The 16,219-nt window shown below is 61.3% G+C and carries 11 protein-coding genes; 6 read left to right on the top strand and 5 right to left on the bottom strand.

Annotated features, from left to right (window positions below; all coding sequences use genetic code 11):
- Nucleotides 1-357 precede the first annotated feature (357 nt).
- The 3 genes from purE to BCS36_RS11830 form a co-directional block, all read right to left on the bottom strand.
- Nucleotides 358-855 carry a 5-(carboxyamino)imidazole ribonucleotide mutase gene (gene purE, locus BCS36_RS11840; RefSeq protein WP_291303081.1) on the bottom strand — a complete coding sequence of 166 codons (498 nt, stop codon included), beginning with the start codon at nt 853-855 and terminating at the stop codon, nt 358-360.
- A 251-nt stretch (nt 856-1,106) separates the two neighbouring features.
- Nucleotides 1,107-2,393 (bottom strand): phosphoribosylamine--glycine ligase, encoded by a 1,287-nt coding sequence (purD, locus tag BCS36_RS11835; RefSeq protein WP_291303080.1) that lies wholly within the window; start codon nt 2,391-2,393, stop codon nt 1,107-1,109.
- A 258-nt stretch (nt 2,394-2,651) separates the two neighbouring features.
- Entirely contained in the window at nt 2,652-4,334 is a 1,683-nt protein-coding gene (locus BCS36_RS11830) for a VCBS repeat-containing protein (protein WP_291303079.1), read from the bottom strand.
- A 403-nt stretch (nt 4,335-4,737) separates the two neighbouring features.
- On the opposite strand from BCS36_RS11830, the gene BCS36_RS11825 reads away from it, so the two are divergent.
- A complete protein-coding gene (locus BCS36_RS11825; RefSeq protein ID WP_291303125.1) occupies nt 4,738-6,186 on the top strand; it encodes an RsmB/NOP family class I SAM-dependent RNA methyltransferase in 1,449 nt (482 codons plus the stop codon).
- A 569-nt stretch (nt 6,187-6,755) separates the two neighbouring features.
- Here the strand turns inward: BCS36_RS11825 and BCS36_RS11820 are convergent.
- Entirely contained in the window at nt 6,756-9,599 is a 2,844-nt protein-coding gene (locus tag BCS36_RS11820) for a carbamoyltransferase HypF (protein ID WP_291303078.1), read from the bottom strand.
- A 193-nt stretch (nt 9,600-9,792) separates the two neighbouring features.
- Between BCS36_RS11820 and BCS36_RS11815 the strand changes: the two genes are divergently transcribed.
- The 5 genes from BCS36_RS11815 to BCS36_RS11795 all read left to right on the top strand — a co-directional run bounded on the left by BCS36_RS11815 (nt 9,793) and on the right by BCS36_RS11795 (nt 14,668).
- Nucleotides 9,793-10,362 carry a helix-turn-helix domain-containing protein gene (locus BCS36_RS11815; protein ID WP_291303077.1) on the top strand — a complete coding sequence of 190 codons (570 nt, stop codon included), beginning with the start codon at nt 9,793-9,795 and terminating at the stop codon, nt 10,360-10,362.
- 53 nt (nt 10,363-10,415) lie between these two features.
- Nucleotides 10,416-12,101, top strand: coding sequence for an AMP-binding protein (locus BCS36_RS11810; RefSeq protein WP_291303076.1), 1,686 nt, complete (start codon nt 10,416-10,418; stop codon nt 12,099-12,101).
- A gap of 57 nt (nt 12,102-12,158) precedes the next feature.
- Nucleotides 12,159-13,343 carry a signal peptide peptidase SppA gene (gene sppA, locus BCS36_RS11805; protein ID WP_291303075.1) on the top strand — a complete coding sequence of 395 codons (1,185 nt, stop codon included), beginning with the start codon at nt 12,159-12,161 and terminating at the stop codon, nt 13,341-13,343.
- A gap of 246 nt (nt 13,344-13,589) precedes the next feature.
- Nucleotides 13,590-14,072: a hypothetical protein gene (locus tag BCS36_RS11800; RefSeq protein WP_291303074.1), complete on the top strand. Its 483-nt coding sequence runs from the start codon at nt 13,590-13,592 to the stop codon at nt 14,070-14,072.
- A 110-nt stretch (nt 14,073-14,182) separates the two neighbouring features.
- Nucleotides 14,183-14,668, top strand: a complete 486-nt coding sequence (locus BCS36_RS11795) for a hypothetical protein (protein ID WP_291303073.1) — start codon at nt 14,183-14,185, stop codon at nt 14,666-14,668.
- 441 nt (nt 14,669-15,109) lie between these two features.
- Here BCS36_RS11795 and BCS36_RS11790 read toward each other — a convergent pair whose 3' ends face one another.
- The gene (locus tag BCS36_RS11790) at nt 15,110-16,027 is read right to left on the bottom strand and encodes a diguanylate cyclase (protein ID WP_291303072.1); all 918 of its coding nucleotides are present in this window, start codon (nt 16,025-16,027) and stop codon (nt 15,110-15,112) included.
- Between the last annotated feature and the right edge of the window lie 192 nt (nt 16,028-16,219).

The raw sequence follows: 16,219 nt of genomic DNA, 5'->3' as shown, positions 1-16,219 counted from the left end.
GAGCACTTCAAACTAAATTGCTCGAGCTTCGCTACCCATCCGAACCGGCGGAGACGCGGCATGGCGTCACTGCGCAGGCCCGCACATAGCGCTGACACTGCAGCATAAAAATGTCCGGCGTTACAGCTGCGTGCCGCGAGGCACCTTCCGTAACGCCGGACGTTCTGTATGGTCTTAAACAACGTGGTTGTAAGCCAATAAAGATGTTAGGGGATGGGGACGTGGGGGAGAAGACCCTTATGCAAAAAGGTCCCTCCCCCACAAAGTGTTTCAAAGCGGCAGCGCTCTCAACGTGACATCGTTCTGGATGCAGAGAGCGGCGAATCACCTGGTGGACGCGCCCGGCGGCGCTGCGACTCAGGCGTATTTGCGGGTGATTTCTTCCCCGACCTTTTCCACGTCAGCCCGCATCGCTGCGCGGGCAGCGCTGATCCTGTCGGCAAGAGCCGGATCAGACAGGGCCAGAATCTGGGCGGCAAGCCAGGCGGCGTTGCGCGCTCCGGCCTTGTCCAGAGCCACGGTGGCCACAGGGAATCCTGGGGGCATCTGCACCGTGGCGAGCAGGGCGTCCATGCCGCCAAGGGCCACGCTGGATACGGGAATGCCGATGACCGGGCGCGTGGTGCGCGCGGCCACAGCCCCGGCCAGATGCGCCGCCATGCCCGCAGCGCAGATGAACACCTGCGCGCCTGCGGCTTCGTGCTCGCTCACCAGCTTTTCTGTGCGCTCGGGAGTGCGGTGGGCGGAGCTGACCGTGATGAAGCAGCTTATCCCAAGACTTTTCAGCACTTCAACACAGGGGCTAACCTTGTCTTCATCAGACTGCGATCCCATCAATATGACCACTTGCGCCATGTCGTATCCTCTGTATCCGGCTCTGGGCCGGGGGTAATCTAAGAAAACACTGATTAAAGAACCTGTTGGAAACGCGCAGTTGTTTCATTTGGCAAGGCGCGATCTTTTTTTTGAAGCAGGCGTGGGCTCTTCCGTCCTCGACTGTTTCAAAAAAAGTGAAGCAACGCCGCCAAACGGAATAAATCAGCGTTTCCCCAGAGCGCCTTCAGGATAAAAGCGCTCTATGTGAACATGCTCTGCCGGCTGCGGGCTTACTTGTCTTTCAGCCGGTTAATGCCCTTCTGCCCTATATCCTTGCGGTAAAAGCCGCCGTCCATGCGAATTTTTTCAACACCCCCATAAGCGGCCCGTTGCGCGTCCTCGAGGTCATCTCCCAAGGCCGTCACGCAAAGCACGCGGCCCCCGTTGGAGACCAGCGCGCCATCCTTGATGGTTGTGCCGCTGTGAAAAACCTTTACGCCGGGCAGCGCGTCCGCTTCGCTGATGCCGGTAATGGACACGCCCCTGGTGTACGCGCCGGGGTAGCCTTCTGCGGTCATGACCACGCCCAGAGCCGTCTTGGCGCTCTGCCCGATGCTGGTGGGATCAAGCTTGCCCGCGACGCAGTCCAGCATGATACGGGGCAGATCGCCCTCAAGCCGCATGAGCATGGGCTGGCATTCCGGATCGCCGAAGCGCACGTTGTACTCCAGCACCTTGGGGCCGTCGGCGGTCATCATCAGCCCGGCATACAGCACGCCCACAAAGGGGTGGCCGTCCTTGGCGAGCTCGCGCAGGATGGGCCGCACGGTGAGGTCGGCCATTTCCTCCAGCATGTCGTCGGGCAGAACGGGAGCGGGGCTGTACGCGCCCATGCCTCCAGTATTGGGACCTTCGTCGTTGTCGAAGACACGCTTGTGGTCCTGGGCCGAGGGCAGCGGCACGGCGCGTTCGCCATCGCACAGGCACAGAAAGGAGGCTTCCTCACCCACAAGGCATTCTTCCAGCACCACGAGGTCGCCCGCAGAGCCAAAGGCCCTGGCGCTCATGATGTCGTCAATGGCCTGCAGGGCCTCCTGCGAGTCGCCCGCCATGATGACGCCTTTGCCAGCGGCCAGGCCGTCGGCCTTGACCACCAGCGGAGCGCCCACCTTGGCCACATGGTTCTTGGCCATTTCCACATCGCTGAACACGGTGCAGTGCGCGGTGGGCACATGGGCCCTGGCCATGATTTCCTTGGCAAAGGCCTTGCTGCCTTCGAGCTTAGCGCCGTAACTGTCGGGGCCAAAACAGGCTATGCCCGCTTCGCGCATGCGGTCGGTAATGCCCAGAGTCAGGGGAAGTTCCGGGCCGGGCACCACAAGATCGATCTTTTCCTTGCGCGCCAGGGCCACCAGCCCGTCCAGGTCGTCAACAGAAACAGGCACATTGACCGCGCCCTCCCTGCTGGTTCCCCCATTGCCGGGCGCGGCGAAGACCGCCTTCACGCCGGGGCTTTGCATGAATTTCCAGACCAGGGCGTGTTCCCGCCCACCGGAACCAATCACCAGGATGCGCATGCCGTCTCCTTGCCGTGTACTGATGAAAAAGCAAAGCCCCGAAAAAGGGGCTTTGCCAGGGGCGGACAGCCCTCGCGATCTGCGGCGGGCTGTCCGCGCCCGACGTTATCTAGAGCATTTACCACTTGAAATGCTTCACATTTCAACCTGTCATTCAGCCGAAAAAATCCGATTTTCGGCTGAATCCACGCCTCGTTATGGCGCGCCGCACTCTCGTGCAGCATCAGAGCATGTAACTTTTTTCAACGCTTAAATGCTCTAGTTGGGGCTCACTTCAAAGTCGCTCATATCAGCCGGCACATTGGGGTCTGTGGCCGAAACGTCCAGCGGATAGGCCGTGATCATGCACTGGCGGCTGCCCACGCCGAGATCCGGCGAAGTATTCAGCCCCACCACAAGATCAAGGGTGCCTTTATTGGTGACGTCAGCCAGATCCACAGCCGCCACGGAACCACGGATGCGGCGCGTCTTCCACTTGAGGCCAAGGCCCACGCCGTCCCAGTACAGGGCGTGAATTTCGCCCTGCGGGAAGTAGCGGTAGCGGTCGAATATCTGCGAAGCCGTGGATATGGGCTTGTTGATCAGCAGGGTGTACTCGCCGGTGTGGCCGATATCGGCAGCGATAAGGTTCATAGGCGCATAGTACTTGCTGGGCAGCTGGTAGTTCTTGTCTACGCCGAGGCCGGGCATGCCCTTGTAGTGGTCCATGCCGGTGGCCGAACCGGAGAAGCGCTCCATGGTGGTATGGACAAGCGTATTGCCGTTGCCCTGGAAGACCTTGAGGCGTTCGTCGTCAGTCAGCATGATGAGCTGTTCGCCCTTGCCGCTCTTGCCGCCGGGCAGCCATGTCACGTTATAGACAGTGGCCCCTGTGGGCAGGTCAAGCCGAGAACCGAAGGAGTATTTGCCGCTGGTCTTCACCATGGTGTAGACGCCGGGGGCAAAAAGCTTGAGTGAATCCCATCCCTGACCCACGAGGGTAGGCGCAAAGGTGGGCGGCACGCGCAGCACGCTTACGAAGTAGGGGATGCGCTCTGCTACCTGCGTAAACTTGTTGCCCTTGAAGCTGAAGAAATAGCTGTAAGGACGGTTGCTTTCGCTTTCGAAGGTGGAAACCACAATATCCATGGCGCCGTCGCGGTTGAGGTCGATGGCCCGCATAGAGAAGTTCTGGTTGGAGCGCGAAACAAGGGTTTCGCCCAGCAGCTTGAGCTGGCTTGTGCCGTCCCAGGAATAGATGCGCAGATGGTTGTCGCTCATCACGCAGATTTCGTTCTTGCCGTCGCCGTTGAAGTCGCCCACCAGCATGCCCACCATGGTGTAGGGCAGACGCTGGCTGCGCAGGCGCGAGCCGTCGCCGGAACCGGCGCCCTGATAGCGGAACTGCGGGTTCAGGTAGACCTGCTGCTGGCCCGTTTCATTGGCGATGATGTCGCCGCCGGGGGCCACCGAGCCACGGGGGCCGGAGGCCGCCGTACTGCCGGGAGCGCGCACGCTGGCGATGCCGAACACTTCCTGGCCCAGGGCCGCACTGAGGTTCTGCACAGTGCCAGTCAGACCGCTCACGGAACTCTGGGCAGTCTTGCTCCAGGTTTTTCCGGCTTTGTCCACGCTGTTGACTTCGATGGTGCAGTCATTGCCAACCACATTGACCGATCCCCACACGGCGTAGTCCGCGCTGGAGGAGTGCATGATCTTGCTGGCTTCCGCCTGCGAAGATGCCTTGCCCTGGACAGGACGCACATCAAGCACACCGGGTCGGTTCAGACGACCCTGAATGGTGGCCGGAACGGCCTTGGAAAGATAGGCGTAGCTTTGCGGCGCGTTCACCGTGAAAGGCAGCACCACGGCACTCTTGGCTGCAGCCTGCGCCGTCGGGATCACCCCGGCGACGAGCAGCGCGAGGCAGACCGCAAAAGTCAGTCGCATGGCAAATTTCATTCCGTTCTCCTTGGGTATCTTGCCAGATTCCCGGTAAAATAAAGGAAGTTCCGATCAGGGCGGCTTTTTACGTACGGCGTGCAAGACCGTTTCTGAGGCGTAGCGCGTCGCAAAAATCGGTGTAGGGTACCATACGGCCATCTCAACGGCTGTAGTGACGCCTGGAGCTCAAAAAAACCGATGATCAGATTTCCTGGGGCCGTGCCAGCCGTAAAAATTCGGCAGCAGTCAGGCCCAAGGGACCACCCGCGCCAGGCGCGGATGGCGTGGCGCCGCATGGATGCCACACGGGCGCACTATACTCGCAGTTGGCGCGCCACGCAACATCTTGAAAATGCCGTCAGCACGGATTTTCCGGCAAAAAGCTCTTGCGGCTCCGCCCGCCTGCCCATACTATGCCGCCATGTCCAAGCCCGCCGCCCGTTCATTCCGTATTGTCTGTGAGGATAGCCATACCACAGCCGTGGAGGCCCTGTTGCGCGCTCAGGGGTACGAATTCGAACCTGAGCCCTTTTCGCCCCTGTGCCGCCGCCTGCTGGCCGAACCGCGCCCTCTGGGCAGTTCGCTGGCGGCCTTTTTTGGCTATATTTACATCCAGGACCGCTCGTCCATGCTGCCGCCCGTGGCTCTGGCCCCGGCTGTGGGAGCCTCTGTGCTGGACATGTGCGCAAGCCCCGGCAGCAAAACGGGCTTTCTGGCGCAACTTGTGGGGCGCACCGGCTTTGTGCTTGGCAACGAGCCCTCGCCGACGCGCCTGGGCACGCTGCGCGCCAACCTGCACCAGTGCAACCTGATTCAGGCGGCCACCTGCTCCTACAGCGGCGACGCCCTGCCCCTGCACCCCCATTCGTGGAACGCCATTTTGCTTGACCCGCCCTGCTCCGGCTGGGGCACAGCCGAAAAGCACCCGCAGGTGCTCAAGCTCTGGCAAGGGGACAAGCTGGACACTCTCACCAGCCTGCAACAGCGCCTGCTGCGCCATGCCGCGCGCCTGCTGGCTCCCGGCGGGAGCCTCGTCTATTCAACCTGCACGACCAATGTGGCTGAAAACGAAGATCAGGTACGCTTTGCCGAAGAGGAACTGGGCCTTGTGCGCGAGCATCTTGCGCCCATTCCCGGTTTTGTGTGGGAAGAACTGCCCGGCGGCGAAGGCACCCTGCGTGTGGATGGCGCACGCTCCCAGGCTCAGGGATTTTATGTGGCCCGCCTGCGCAAGCCCGGCTCCATGCCGGACGGCGGAGCAGGTAGCGCATCGGACAACGGGCCGGACAGCAAGATGGAGAGTGGGATGGACAGCGGGCCAGACGCCGCATCCGGCAACGCGGACGGGTTTTCCCCAAGGTCTGTATCGGACTCCGAATTTCCCGGTTCCTCGCGCTTTGGGCGCAAAAGGGCTGGCCGGGCGTCCCGTCAAGCGCCCGGCCAATCACCCGGTCAGGCGCAGGCCCAGGCGTTAGGACAGGCACTGCCGCTGGACTGCCTTGCCGGGCCCACGTGCGACCCGGCCCTCCTGCCCCCTGGCGAGGCCGTGCTGTATGGCGAGCACGTACGCTTCATTCCGGCCCAGGCCGCAGCCCTTTTGCCGCAGAACTGCATCTGGCAGGGCGCGCTGCTGGGAAAACTTGGCGGCGGCAGGCTGGACGCAGCCCCGCGCCTGCGGGCCCTGATGCCCGAAAAGCCGGACGCGGCCTCAAGCCTTGTTCTGGAAGATATCAACGACATCAGCGCCCTGCTCAGCGGGCAGAGCCGCCAGACAGGGCTTCAGGGACGCGAGGCCGCCCTGTGGTGGCGCGACCTGCCTCTGGGTCGCGTGGCCCTCAAGCAGGGACGGGCTGTGGCCGGTTTCCGGTAGCCAGATTCAGGCGGCAAAACAGCCGCGCTTCACGCCTCCCGCACGCCCACTGACTGCAATCTTTGAGATTGCCGATGTTTCATCGCCGCCAGATTGCGCCGCTTGCGCGGACCTTGAACAAGCAAACTCTGAAATGGTGTGACGCCGTGAGGCGCGGCCTCTGCCCTCCCTTGCTTCAGATCTGCTCCCTTGCTTTAGAGCTGAAACCTCATTGGAGTAGACCAGGTCAAACTGCCTTTGAAATACTTCATATTTCAATTTGTCATTCTGCCGAAAATCGCATTTTTCGGCAGAATCTATACTACGTTGCGACGCTGCACTCTAGCGAAGCAAATTAAGGTTTTAAACAGTGCCGTCACGAGATGAATTTTCAGTCATATCAAGGAGAACGAGCCTTTTATGCAGGGAGTGCACTCTGATGGTACTCGACCGGAATAAACGGAGAAGTTCGACGCAGGAATGACTGAAAAGCGCTCGTGACGAAACTGTCTGGGGGGCGGGGGGTGTGAAAGTAAATTACTCCTGCCGGGACGTGCTGCCCGCGCCCGCCCGCAGCCCCCTCAGACCCCCTACTGCCCGGCCCTGGCGGCCAGCATTCTTCTGCCCCACACGGCCTGCCCCAGGGACAGGCCGCCGTCGCCGGGCGGCAGTTCATGATGGGTGAGCGCCTTCAGCCCCAGATGGTCCAGGGCCTGCGGCAGCAGCCGCGCCATAATGGCGTTCTGCATGACGCCGCCGCTCAGACCCACGGTGGTGATGCCAAGCGATCTGGCGGCTTTTCCCGCCATGCCCGCCAGAGCCTCCGCCAGACTCAGATGAAAACGCCCTGCCGCCTCGGGCACGGGCATGCCGTGCGCAAGGCCCTGCGCTACCCTGGCGAAAAGTCCGGCGCTGTCCAGTTCCAGCAGGCCGTCGCGCGCCGTCACGCCCACGGGCCAGATCATTCCCGAAATTTTACGCATGTCCGCCATAGGCGCGCGGCCAGCCAGCACGGCCCCAAGCGGGCCTTGCGCCCGGTTGGCCGCATCCTCCAGCCGTATGGCAGCCTGCCCCTCGTAGGTGGTTGTCATGCACAGACCGGCCTGCGCCGCCACGGCGTCAAACAGCCGCCCACAACTGGAAGTGGCGGGGCAGTTGATGCCGCGCGCCAGCATTTCACCCACGGCGCGGGAAGCCTGGGCATGCTCCGGCAGCCAGGGCGCGCAAGCCAGGGCGCTTGCCGCATCAAGACTGTCGCATTCTGCAGCCTGGCCTTTCAGGTTCTGGGTTGTCTGGCCCTGAGTTAGCGGGCCCTGAATCATCAGGCCTTGGGCTATGCGCCACGGTTCGCGCACTGCGGCGTCCCCTCCCGGCAAGAAGAAGGGAGAGAGCCGCCCAAGCCGCCGCCATTCCGGTTTGGCAAGTTCCATAACAAGCAGTTCGCCGCCCCATATCGTGCCGTCGTCGCCAAGGCCCGTGCCGTCCAGACACAAGGCCAGGGCAGGGCTGAAGCAGGCGTTCTCGGCCAGGACAGCGGCGGCGTGGGCCGCGTGGTGCTGCAAACGCCACAGGGGCAGACCTTCGCGCGCGGCGCGGGCTTCGGCATAGCGGGTGGAAAGAAAGTCGGGGTGCAGGTCGCAGACAAGGGCCTGGGGGCGAACCTCCAGCAGCTTTTCCAGATGCGTGACCACCTCTTCGTAAAAAGCCATAACCGCCGGGTTTTCCAGATCGCCCACATGCTGCCCCACAAAGGCTTCATTGCCGCGCGTGATGCAGACGGTGGCCTTGAGTTCGGCTCCTGTCCCCAGAACACAGGCAGGAACGGGGCTTGCAGCCTGCGTCGCAACAAAAGCGTCAGCCGTGCCCGCCGCTGCCTCTGTTACCTCCGTACCTGCCGCAGCCTCCATATCCTCCGTTGCCCGGCTGTCAGCCAGAAACACAGGGCGCGGCACATAACCCCGCGCGCGGCGGTAAAAAAGCGGTTCGCCCCTGCCGGGGCGCGATGCGCCGGAAAGGGCGGCCGCTGCCGGGCCCGTGTGCGGCTGCAGGGTAATGACGCTGTCGTCAACGCGCACCAGAATGTCCCTGTCGTGCAGCAGCCAGGCGTCCGCAAGATGCGACAGCCGCTCAAGCGCCTCCCTGTTGCCCAGGCAGATGGGCTCGCCCCCGGCATTGGCCGAGGTCATCACCAGAACAGGCGGCTGCGGCGCGCGGGCGGCCAGCCAGTCAAAAAGCACGCTGTGCAGGGGAGTGTTGGGCAGCATGAACCCCACCTGCCGCGTATCCGGGGCCACCTGCGGCGGCAGTGCGGGCGATTCTTCCTGACGGCGCGGGCAGAGCACAATGGGCTTTTCCGGGCTTACAAGCAGGGCTTCGTGCTCCGGCGTGAGATCACAGAGGGAGCGGACGGTCGCAAGGTCGCCAGCCATAAGCGCCAGCGGCTTGTGCGGACGGTTTTTATGCTGCCGCAACAGGGCTACGGCCCGGGCGTTGCGGGCATCACAAGCAAGCTGGAAGCCGCCGAGCCCCTTGATGGCCAGAATGCCGCCGTCAAGCAGCACCTGCCCCGAACGCTCCAGAGCGAGGCGCGCCAGGGCTTCCTTGTCCTGCGCGCAGCTTTGGCGATACGCGGCTTCCCCGGGCTTATCAGCGGGACACGGGCTTGCCGACTGAGCGCTGGCCGTATGTGGACGGGTTGACTGCTGCGAAGCTTCAGCCCCCGATCCGTCGCCCGAACACGGGATGGCCGACTGTACGCCGTCAGATTGCGAACCGAACACCTGCATGGTGGCTGGCTGCAAGCTGACTGACTCCGGACGGGTACGCCCTGCCGCCGCGTCTTCTTTGTCCACAAACCAGAGCGCAGGCCCGCAAACCGGGCAGGCCACGGGCTGCGCATGAAAGCGCCTGTCCGCAGGGTCAGTATATTCCGCCTTGCAGCGCGGGCACAGGGGAAAGCAGCTCATGGACGTGACGGCCCTGTCGTACGGGATGGAACGGGTGATGGTATAGCGCGGGCCGCAATTGGTGCAGTTGGTGAAAGGATAGTTGTATCGCGGATTTTGCGGATCAGCCATGTCTGCCAGGCAGTCGGCGCACACGCCCACATCCGGGCTGACCAGCACGCTGTGCCCGGCATGGCCGCTGCTCTGCACAATGGCAAAGGCGTCCTCCTGCTGCACAATTGGCAGGTCTTCCTCTTTCAGGCCGGTAAGACGGGCCAGAGGGGGAAGCTCCGCCTGCAGGCGCTGGCCGAAACGGCGCACCTCTTCCTCCACCCCCTGCACTTCCATGCGCACGCCTTCCGAGGTGTTGCCCACGGTTCCCGTGAGGCCGCCCTCATGCGCGAGCCTGTAGACAAAGGGGCGAAAGCCCACGCCCTGTACCTGCCCGGAAGCCACAAAAGCCCGCCGTACTGTGAGTTTTTCGTTCATGCGACACAGTACCGCACAAGCCGCGTTCTGTCAGCAGGGATGCCCCGGCGGCAGCAGTGATACCAAGGCTTGCGGGCGAGACAGCTTTTAGCTAGGTTGAGGCCCATATTGACGTTCCAATCACCTCAGAAAAGCCCGCCCGGACAGTCAGCGCTGCAACGCATCCAGGCCGGGTCACAGTCAGGAGCCCGCCATGCCCTCTGCCCGCACCATTGGTTCCCGCATACGGTCATTCCGTGAAGAACGCGAAGTTGACCTTGAAACACTGGCCCGGGATACCGGCCTTGACCAGAATTACCTGCAAAAGCTGGAGAGCGACGCCATCTACCCCAGCATCGGTCCCTTGCAAAAGGTGGCCCGCGCCCTTGGCGTGCGCCTGGGAACTTTTTTGGACGACCAGTTTACCCACGACCCCATCATCGCCTGTATCAGCAACGAGTGCGAAGGCGAAGAAGCCCTGCACACTGGCCGTATCCCCCGCCCCAGCTACACCTATCAGCCCCTGGGCAAGGGCAAGAACGACCGCAACATGGAGCCCTTCCACATCCGTATTTTCCCCGACGCCGGTGAGCGCAAAACCAGTTCGCACCAGGGTGAGGAGTTCATATTTGTACTCAAGGGCACGCTGCTTGTGGTCTACGGACGCGAAAACTACGTGCTCAAACCCGGCGAAACCATCTACTACAATTCCATCGTGCCCCACTTTGTGGGCGCGGCTGGTGACGAGCCGGTGGAAATTCTGGCCGTGACCTACAACTCGTAGGACAACTGAAAAAATTTCCGCCCGACCAACTCACGCGCGCCACAGGAGACACTATGGAAGAAAAAGTTCGCCAGCGTCAGGCCCAGTTTGAATTACGCGAATGGACACTGGGGCAGATTCTTGACCACACCATAAGCCGCTTCCCCGACAATGAGGCGCTTGTGTACGCCGACCGCGACTTTCGCCAGACCTGGCGCGAGTTTGGCGAGGTTGTTGACCGCTTTGCCAAGGGGCTCATGGCCCTTGGCGTGCAGAAGGGCGAAAAGGTGGCCGTATGGGCCACCAACGTGCCCTACTGGGTCGCCCTGCAATTTGCCACTGCCAAGATCGGCGCCATACTCATTACGGTAAACACCAACTACCGCGAACACGAACTGCGCTACCTGCTCACCCATTCGGAATGCGAGAATCTCTTTCTTATCGACAGCGTGCGCGACCATGACTATCTGGACACCCTGTACCGTATCGCGCCCGAACTGCGCGTGCAGGCCCGCCGCTCGTTCGTGTGCAAAAGCCTGCCCCACCTCAAGCGCGTCTGTTTTCTGGGGATGGAGAAGCACCGGGGCATGTACTCCGTGCCCGAAATCCTTTCCCTGTCCGTTATGGTGGATGATGAGGAGTACCAGGCCCGGCAGGCTACGCTGCAACCCTGGGACGTCATCAACATGCAGTACACCTCGGGCACAACGGGCTTTCCCCGCGGGGTCATGCTCACCCATGTGGGCGTGGGCCTCAACGGCTACTGGATAGGCCGCCACCAGAACTTCGGCCCCAATGACCGCGTATGCCTGCCCGTGCCGCTCTTTCACTGCTTCGGTTGCGTGCTCGGCGTTTCGGCCTGCGTCAATCACGGGGCCACCATGGTCATTCTTGAGTCCTTCAACCCGCTCAAGGTGCTGGCCGCCGTCGACGCTGAGCGTTGCACCGCGCTCTACGGCGTGCCCACGATGTTTCTTGCCGAGCTGGAGCACAAGCTCTTTCATCGCTTTGACATGTCCAGCCTGCGCACGGGCATCATGGCGGGGTCAATCTGCCCCGAACCCCTCATGCGTCGCGTCATCGAAGACATGAACATGAAGGAGATCACCATTTGTTACGGCCTGACCGAAGGCTCGCCGGTCATGACGCAGTCCGACATGCACGACAGCCTGGTACAGCGCTGCGAAACCGTGGGCTGCGCCATGCCGGGCATCGAGGTGCGCGTGGCAAATCCTGAAACCTGCGAAGAGCTGCCGCGCGGCCAGGTTGGAGAAATCCTTTGCCGGGGCTATAACGTCATGAAGGGCTACTACAATATGCCCGAAGACACGGCCAAGGCCATCAGCCCCGATGGCTGGCTGCACTCCGGCGATCTGGGCGTGATGGACGAAGAGGGCTATCTGCGCATCACGGGCCGCATCAAGGACATGATCATCCGTGGCGGCGAAAACGTGTACCCCCGCGAGGTGGAAGAATACCTTTTATCCATGCCCGGCGTTCTGGACGTGCAGGTGGTCGCCTTGCCCAGCTTCAAGTATGGCGAAGAGGTGGCGGCCTTCATCATTCCCCGTCCCGGCGTCGAGATACAGCCCGAAGATGTACGCGCGTTCTGCCGGGGCAAGATAGCCTGGTTCAAAATTCCAAAGTATGTTGCTATGATTTCTGGCTTTCCTCTTACGGCCAGCGGCAAGATACAAAAATACAAACTGCGCGAGCAGGCGGCCGAACTGTGGCCCGAAGCCATGCAGGCAAAATTGTAGGCGCTTTGCGCCTGCAACCGCGAAAGAGCCCTGGCCCGTTCCGCAAAGGATTACAACGTGAGTGATAAAGAATTTTCGTATGACGAGCCCCTGTCAATGATTGGGACTCCAAGCCCGTCCACCAACGGCGGCAACGGTGACAATGGCGGCAACGGCCGCAATGGAAGCAGGAGCGACAAGGACGCGGCCTCGGCTTCGCAGGTCGCCGGGCAGGCCGCGCAGCCCTCTGTCCAGCAGGTCGCCCCGCAGGCCGTCCAGGCGGGCTGCGCAACCGCCTGCCCTCTGGCCCAGATCCCGGCAGAGATATGGAAAACCCTGCTGCGTCGGCCCTTCCGCAAAAGGCGTCCCATTTTGTTCTGGGGCGGCGTCCTGCTGGTTCTTGGCCTGCTCGGCGGCCTTATCGTCAAGGCAAGCGATGATGGCAGTTCCTTCACCGGCGGTGGCCGCATCGCCCTTGTCTCGGTGAACGGCCCCATACTCTCCGCAGAGCCCACGCTCGAATGGCTGCGCAAGGTGGCGCAGAATCCTTCCGTCAAGGGCATCCTTGTGCGCGTGGATTCGCCCGGCGGCGGCGCGGCGGCCTCGCAGGAAATCTATGACGCCCTGAAAGAAGTGGCGCAAAAAATGCCTGTGGCCGTCAGCATGGGCTCCATGGCGGCGTCCGGCGGGCTCATGGTCAGCATGGCCGGGCAGCGCGTGTTCGCCAACCCCTCCACGGTGACGGGTTCCATTGGCGTGCGCATGGACGTGCCCCAGCTTCAGGGCCTTATGGACAAGGTGGGCGTCGGGCAGGAAACCCTTGTGGTTGGCACTTACAAAGACGCCGCCTCCTACATGCGGCCCATGACGCCAGAACAGCGCGCCTATTTTCAGGGCGTGCTCAACGACATGTATAGCCAGTTTGTGGATATTGTGGCCCAGGGCCGCAACATGCCGCGCGAGCAGGTGGTCAAGCTGGCCAACGGCAAGGTATACACCGGGCAGGAAGCGCTCAAGCTCGGCCTTGTGGATGAAATGGGCGGCCGCGAGCAGGCGCAACGCTGGCTGGCGCAGAAGACGGGCGTGCCCGTTGACCGCAAACTGCTGACCCGCCCCAAAGAAGGCAACTGGCTGGGACGTGGCCTCACGGCCATGCTCGGGCTTGATGCGGACTCCATCGGCGGGCTGGCGGCCCTTGTGGGCCTGCATTCAGCCGGCGGCCAGGCTGATCCTCGTACTCCGGCCTTTTTATACCAGTTTTAAGGAAACGCTGATTTATTCCGTTTGGCGGCGTTGCTTCACTTTTTTTGAAACAGTCGAGGACAGAAGAGTCCACTCCTGCTTCAAAAAAGAGCGCGCCTTGCCAAACGGAATAACTGCGCGTTTCCAAGAGGCTCTTTAATCAGCGTTTCCTTAACTGCGCGTTTATCAAGGCGGAGCACCAGGCCCATGGCGGACCATAAACCCGCAGTGGGCCGCGCCCGCCCGTGCCTATCCGGAGAACACATTATGCCGCTCCAGCGTTTCCTTACCTTTTTGCTGCTGGCCCTGAGTCTGCCGCTTATTGCTGTTCACGCCTCGGCCAAAAGCTACGAGCTTGCCTTTGTGACCGCTGACATTCCTGACTCCTGCAACTTTATGACGCGGGACGGCGCGCTCTTTGTGCTTGACGATGAAGACCATTTTTTCACCGTTAACGTAACCGACCGCGCCAAGGACGTTTCGCTGCAGCAACACGCCGAAAACCTGTCCCGCAGCCTCAAGGGCGGCCCCATCAGCAAGGTGGGCGACGACGGATGGGGCTTTACGGTGAAGATTGCCATGGTGCCCTTTGATGTGCTTGTCATGGCCGATGAAAAACATGTGGTGGAACTGTTCACCGACCTGAACAAGGCGGAATGGCCCGAAGACATCGGCAGCGCCTACGCCTCGGTGAAGGGCAAGACGCCCGAACTGGCCCCCCTGCTGCACAAAATCCTCACTGCAAGATAGCGTATAACACACCATATTTACTAAATTTTTACCGACATATTTTTTTATGGACAAATACCGGACAGCGTGACAAAGCTTGCCCAGCAATGCCCGTTTTTCAGGAGGACGAAATGCTGAAAAAGTTTCTCATGTTCCCCGTCTGCTGTCTGGTTCTTCTGGCCTTGGCCCTGCCCGCGCAGGCCAAGCAAGTGAAGTTCGCCCATTTCAGCATAGATGTGCCCGCTGGCTGCAATGCTCAGGAAAAAGACGGCGTCGTGACCGTAACGGCCTCGAAAGACGCTTTCTTTTCCATCGCCCTGTACACCAAGAGCGAGGCCAACAACCTTTCCGACAAGGATTTTGCCGCCAAGCTTTCACGACAGATGAAGGGCAGCACGCCCGAACCTTCCGAGGACGGCGGCTGGACCTTCACCGCCACCAGCAACGGCATGCTCATGAACGTGGATGTGGTGGCCGAACATGACTACCTCGTGATGTTCATGAGCGACGCCAGCGACAAGGAATGGCCCGCCTCGCTGCAGACTGCCTATGACTCCATCACCGGCAATGACGACGCGATCGACACGGTTCTGAGAAAAATCCTGTTCCCCGAATAGGGCAGTTTCAGCTTAAAACTGCTCCAGTCACAGCGGATATATGAAAACCGCCCGGCGTCAGACAACGCCGGGCGGTTTTATTATGTTCTGCATGCGCCGCCACGCAACGCCATGCCGTGCTGTACGCGGCGACATGCCGCGACACGGGCTGCAAACTGGCTGCAACACTCCACTACAGGCCACACGAGGGGCCACTTCGGGGCACGACAGGCCACGATGGGACGCGACCGCGCCACAATGGGCAGCGGCGGGCAGCGGTGAGCCACGACCGGGCCGGTGCGCTTGCATGCCCAAAGCAGATATGCTGCCGCAATGTTCGCAATGGCCAGCGCGCCGCTTTGGCGCGCATTTGCGCGGACACCGGCCGCAAGCGGTTCGCGTGCGCCCTTGCTGTGAGCGTCAGCCCGCGCAGCTCCGCAGCACGCAGCCCGTATCAGCGCCTTACCACAAGAGCGCGGCGCAAACCCGGTTACGACCAGCCTGCTTTGCAGCATACAGCGCCTTGTCCGCCTCATGCAGCGTTTGCAGACCGTCCCCCCGGCCATTGTGCTCACTACAGCCCAGACTCACGCTCACGGGCTTGCCGTCCGGCCTGAACACCGTTGTAGCCACAGCGCCACGTATTTTTTCCGCCGTGGGCACGGCATTGTTGAGACAGCAGTTCGGCAACAGAACCACAAATTCGTCTCCGCCATAGCGGCAGATTATGTCGCTGCTGCGCGCGCACTGGCGGATGGCCGCTCCCACTTCCCTGAGCACGCTGTCGCCCGCCAGATGCCCGAACGTGTCGTTGATGTCCTTGAACCTGTCCACATCCAGCATGACACAGCAGAATGGCCGTTTTTCCACCTTGACGTACCTGTCCAGCACGAGGTCGAGATACTTTCTGGTCTGCAACTGGGTGAGCGAATCCTTCAGGCTGCTCTCATCCGCCAGCCTGAACTTGTTGACCATCGAGTTCAGCTGGCTGCGCAGCGTGCCGATGGTTCGGCTCTGCTCCGTGATGTCCACTATCACCCCAAGAAAGCCGCGCACGTCGTTGGCGTCCGTAAAGCCGCCGCTCCAGTGCAGGCAGGTGTGCATCTTGCCGTCAGCGAACCTGTAACTGAAAATATGGTGGCTGAACTCTTGGCTCTCCAAGGTCGCCAGATCATCGGCCTGATACATCTTGCGCTCTTCTTCCGGCAAGTAGGGCAAGTCCAGTACGGACTTGCCCATAATTTCCTCGCGCTGAACGCCGAACATTTTTTCGTAGGCCTTGTTTACAAAAACAAAACGTAGATTCTCGTCTTTGAGAAATATGGCGTTGGGCAGCATATCCAGCACCATATTCATGTCGAATAGAGTAGAAGTATCCATAACGTACCATCCGGGCTGCGGACATGTTGCGTCACGACATTTTGTACGAGAAAAACCAGGCGAACATCTACGTTACAACAACGCAGGCCATGCGGCAAGGCGCGGCGCATAAAGGCCGTATGCCGCCCGCCACAGGTGTTCCGGTAACGGAATAATACAAAAAGGGCGCTCCCTGTGGAAGCGCCCTTGATG

The organism is Desulfovibrio sp. MES5, from assembly GCF_002237645.1.
Taxonomy (GTDB): domain Bacteria; phylum Desulfobacterota; class Desulfovibrionia; order Desulfovibrionales; family Desulfovibrionaceae; genus Desulfovibrio.
The sequence above is the reverse complement of the archived record's forward strand: the minus strand, read 5'-3'. Positions and strand labels throughout refer to the sequence as shown.

Excerpts from the sequence above, each read along its gene's own strand:
- BCS36_RS11800 (WP_291303074.1), top strand. The coding sequence starts at position 13,590 with ATGCCGCTCCAGCGTTTCCTTACCTTTTTGCTGCTGGCCCTGAGTCTG.
- BCS36_RS11810 (WP_291303076.1), top strand. The coding sequence starts at position 10,416 with ATGGAAGAAAAAGTTCGCCAGCGTCAGGCCCAGTTTGAATTACGCGAA.
- BCS36_RS11820 (WP_291303078.1), bottom strand. The coding sequence starts at position 9,599 with ATGAACGAAAAACTCACAGTACGGCGGGCTTTTGTGGCTTCCGGGCAG.
- BCS36_RS11830 (WP_291303079.1), bottom strand. The coding sequence starts at position 4,334 with ATGAAATTTGCCATGCGACTGACTTTTGCGGTCTGCCTCGCGCTGCTC.
- BCS36_RS11815 (WP_291303077.1), top strand. The coding sequence starts at position 9,793 with ATGCCCTCTGCCCGCACCATTGGTTCCCGCATACGGTCATTCCGTGAA.
- purE (WP_291303081.1), bottom strand. The coding sequence starts at position 855 with ATGGCGCAAGTGGTCATATTGATGGGATCGCAGTCTGATGAAGACAAG.
- BCS36_RS11795 (WP_291303073.1), top strand. The coding sequence starts at position 14,183 with ATGCTGAAAAAGTTTCTCATGTTCCCCGTCTGCTGTCTGGTTCTTCTG.
- BCS36_RS11790 (WP_291303072.1), bottom strand. The coding sequence starts at position 16,027 with ATGGATACTTCTACTCTATTCGACATGAATATGGTGCTGGATATGCTG.
- BCS36_RS11825 (WP_291303125.1), top strand. The coding sequence starts at position 4,738 with ATGTCCAAGCCCGCCGCCCGTTCATTCCGTATTGTCTGTGAGGATAGC.
- purD (WP_291303080.1), bottom strand. The coding sequence starts at position 2,393 with ATGCGCATCCTGGTGATTGGTTCCGGTGGGCGGGAACACGCCCTGGTC.